Source organism: Streptomyces sp. NPDC006476, from assembly GCF_040612015.1.
Classification (GTDB): Bacteria; Actinomycetota; Actinomycetes; order Streptomycetales; family Streptomycetaceae; genus Streptomyces; species Streptomyces griseorubiginosus_B.
The window spans coordinates 1-3,500 of record NZ_JBEXPK010000216.1 but is presented as its reverse complement, the minus strand read 5'-3'; the positions used below and the strand labels follow the sequence as shown (position 1 = coordinate 3,500).

Genomic DNA, 3,500 nt, shown 5'->3' with positions numbered 1-3,500 from the left:
GGGGTGATGCGGGTCAGCGGCCGCTGACCCGCCCCTGCAGCAGCCGGGACAGCGCCGCGTGGACGTCGTCCAGGGAGCGCTCCGGCTGGAAGGACTGCCAGTCCAGGGCGGCCACCAGAACCATGCCGACCAGCGCCGACGCGGTCAGCGGCACATCGATCTCGTCACTGAACTCGCCGTTCTGAACGCCTTCGCGCAGGACGTCCTCCACGACGGCGACTGCCTGCTGCCGCACCACCATCAGCGTGGACTGCCAGGCCCGGTTGGTGCGCCACAGCTCGGCCACGTACAGCTGGGTGAAGGCCGGATAGCGGTCGATGAAAACGAGACCGGCCCGGATCATCGCGTCCAGGGCGTCGACCTTGCTGCCGCCGTCCCGGGCCGTCTTCTCCGCCGCCTCCCGCAAGGAGGCGGTGAGCAGGCCCACTCCGTGCCGCAACAGCTCCTCGAAGAGGACCGACTTGCTCGCGAAGTTGTAGTAGACGGTGCCCTTCGCGACCCCGGCCCGCTCGGCGATCTCGTCGACCGTCGTGGCGGAGAAACCCTGCTCCGCGATGAGCGTGACGGCGGCCTCGTAGAGCTTCTGCCGGGTGGCCTCGCGGCGCGTGCCGCCCCCCGACGTGGTGCTGCTGCTTTCCATGGCCCCGATTGTCACAGGTACGCGCCCGTGCAGCGCCTTCTTCCCGATCACAGGCTCAGCTCCGGGTGCAGCCGGTCCACGGTCCACACCTGGCGGCGGCGGGCCGACACCGCGGTCAGCGCGAGGGCGCCCGCGGTGAAGCCGACGAGCACCACGCACGCGTGCCACACCGGTCCGAGGCCGCCGCCCGTGATGAGCCGCCTGAGCGCCTCCACGACGTAGCTCATCGGCAGGAACGGATGGATGGCGTTGAAGAAGCCCGGGCTGGTCTCCACGGGGTACGTGCCGCCGGCCGAGGTCAGCTGGAGCATCAGCAGCGCGAGGACGAGGATTCTGCCCGCGGGACCGAAGCGGGCGTTGAGCCACTGGACGATCGCCGCGAAACAGGCCGCCACGAGGAACAGGAAGCCGATCGTGCCGGCCGCCCGCAGCATCCGCAGGCCGATCGCCCAGTGCAGGACGGCCATCAGCGCGCTCACCTGCAGCACCCCGACCGCGACGACCGGCAGCCAGCCGGCGAAGGCGATCCGCCACGCGGACGAACCGACGCCCAGGGCACGCCGGTTGAGCGGCGGGATCAGCATGTACGCCACCATCGCACCCACCCACAGGGACAGCGGGATGAAGTACGGGGCGAAGCCGGTGCCGTAGTTGGGCGCCTTGTGCAGGTCGTGGGAGGCCAGGCGGACGGGGTCGGCCATGACGCCGGTGCGCTCGTCGCGGTCCTTCTTGTCGTAGTCGGGGATCTTCTTGGCGCCGTCGTGCAGTCCGCCGGCGAGCTTCTCGGAGCCGTCCGCCAGCCGGTACATGCCACCGCTCAGCGTCTCGGCGCCCGACTCGGCGGTGCCCAGGCCCGCATCCAGCTTGCCCGCGCCCGTACTGGCCGTGCCGAGCCCGGTGTGCAGCTTCGTCGCACCCGCGGCGACCTGGTGGGCGCCGGCGTTGAGCTTGTTGATCTGCTTGACGGCCGTGTTGACGTCCTCGTAGAGGTGCGGGGCGCGCTCGGAGAGGGCGCGGGCCTGCTTCTGGAGGGTGCCGAGGTTGGCCCTCATCGTCTTCAGGTCGCCGTCCTGGTCGGTGACGAGGGTGTTGAGGTCGTCGGCGACCGCCGCCACGTCGTCGGCCGCCTGCCGGGCCTTCTTCAGGTCGGGACAGGCCGGGTCGGGCAGGGGGGCGCTCTGGCAGCGGGTCCTGTAGACGTCGTCCAGGACGGCGGCGGAAGCGTGTGCTGTCTTCGCCGCGCCCGGCGCGAGTTTCACGAGGACGTCCAGGTTGTCCTTGACCGTCCCCGCCGAGTCGGCGACCAGCCGGGCCGTGTCGCCGATGGTCTTCTCGTTGTCCTTCAGGAACGGGCCGGCCTTCGCGTAGACGCCGTTGACCCGGTCGGCGAGCGTCTGGGTGCCGTCGGCGACCTGCTGCGAGCCGTCCTGGAGGGCACCCGCTCCGGAGTCGAGCTTCTTCAGCCCCTTGGCGAGCTTGCCGCTGCCGCTCTTGGCCTCCTTCAGACCGTCCGCGAGGTCCTGGGAGCCCTTCTCCGCCTTGCCGATACCGCCGTGGAGCGTGTCGGCCCCCTTCGCGGCCGTCACGGTCTTGTCGTGGATGTCGGAGAACGAGACGAAGATCCGGTCCAGGAAGGTGCGCGACGCCTTGGCGGACGCGGCCGAGCGGACCTCGTTGAAGACCGTGCGGGAGATCTGCCCGACGATGTAGTTGTTCGCGTCGTTCGTGCGCACCTGCAGCGCGCCGGTCTCCGGGGAGTCGCCCGAACTGGAGGCGATCCGCTCGCTGAAGTCGGCGGGCATGGTCAGTGACAGGTAGTAGGTGCCGTTCTCCAGACCCCTGCGGGCCTGAGCGTCGCTCACCTCGTGCCAGTCGAAGGTGTCGCTGTCCCGCAGCCCGTCGACGATGTCGTCGCCCGCGGTGACCTTCTTCCCGCCGGCGGTCGCCCCCTTGTCGTCGTTGACGAGCGCCACCGGGATGCGGTCCAGGCGGCCGTAGGGGTCCCAGAAGGACCACAGGTACAGGGCGCCGTACAGCAGCGGCAGCATCAGGAGCGCCACCAGCGCGGCCCTCGGCAGCCGGCCGCGGCGGAAGCGCCTCAGTTCGAGGGCGGCGAGCCTAGGCGAGCGCATCGGCCTTCTCCTTTCCCTGTGTGCTCACGACGAGGGCGTCTTCCGGGGCCTGGCTGGACACCGCCACGACGGTGGTCCCGGCCTCGGCGATCGACCTCAACTGCGCCCAGGCCTCGGCCCGTTCCGCATCCGAGAGCTTGAGGTCGGTGTCGTCGACGCCGAGCAGCCGGGGACTGCCGAGCAGGGCGAGCGCCAGGGACAGCCGCAGCTCCTGCAGCCGTTCCAGATCGCGCACGGCGGTCCGCGAGCCCTTGGGCAGCGACTCGCGGTCCAGCCCGGCGGCGGCCAGGGCGTCGTCGATCCGCAGCTTCGCCTCGGCCGTCCGCTCGCGCCGGGGCCGCAGCAGACCGCGCAGCGAGTCGCCGAAACGCCGTTGCAGCAGCGCCCGTTCGCGCAGGTGTTCGCCGACGGTCAGGGCCGGTTCGAGGTCGGTGACACCGGCCACGTTCGCCAGGCCGCTGACCCGGCGTACGGCCGCCATCTGTTTCGGCAGCCGCCACTGGCCGACCTCGGCCGTTCCCTCGGTGGGTTTCATCCGGCCCGTGAGGGTCAGCAGCAGACATGTACGGCCTGACCCCGACGGTCCCTCGATCGCGATCAGCGAGCCGGGCGCGGCGTCGAACGTGACGTCGCCGAAGACCCGGCCGCGAGGGCCCCTGAGTCCGAGGCCGCGGGCCGTGACACCGGTACCGGGCACGTTCCCCCCATCCCCTGGTCTTGTAGTGGTT

General features: G+C 71.0%; 3 protein-coding genes. All 3 read right to left on the bottom strand.

What is annotated here, in order from left to right:
- Positions 1-13: 13 nt before the first annotated feature.
- The 3 genes from ABZZ74_RS53090 to ABZZ74_RS53080 are packed head-to-tail and all read right to left on the bottom strand — an operon-like array spanning position 14 to position 3,469.
- Positions 14-640 carry a TetR/AcrR family transcriptional regulator gene (locus ABZZ74_RS53090; protein ID WP_356951299.1) on the bottom strand — a complete coding sequence of 209 codons (627 nt, stop codon included), beginning with the start codon at positions 638-640 and terminating at the stop codon, positions 14-16.
- A 47-nt stretch (positions 641-687) separates the two neighbouring features.
- Positions 688-2,772, bottom strand: coding sequence for a YhgE/Pip domain-containing protein (locus ABZZ74_RS53085; RefSeq protein WP_356951298.1), 2,085 nt, complete (start codon positions 2,770-2,772; stop codon positions 688-690).
- Positions 2,759-3,469 (bottom strand): ATP-binding cassette domain-containing protein, encoded by a 711-nt coding sequence (locus tag ABZZ74_RS53080; protein ID WP_356951300.1) that lies wholly within the window; start codon positions 3,467-3,469, stop codon positions 2,759-2,761. Before ABZZ74_RS53080 ends, ABZZ74_RS53085 begins: the two co-directional genes overlap by 14 nt.
- Positions 3,470-3,500 lie beyond the last annotated feature (31 nt).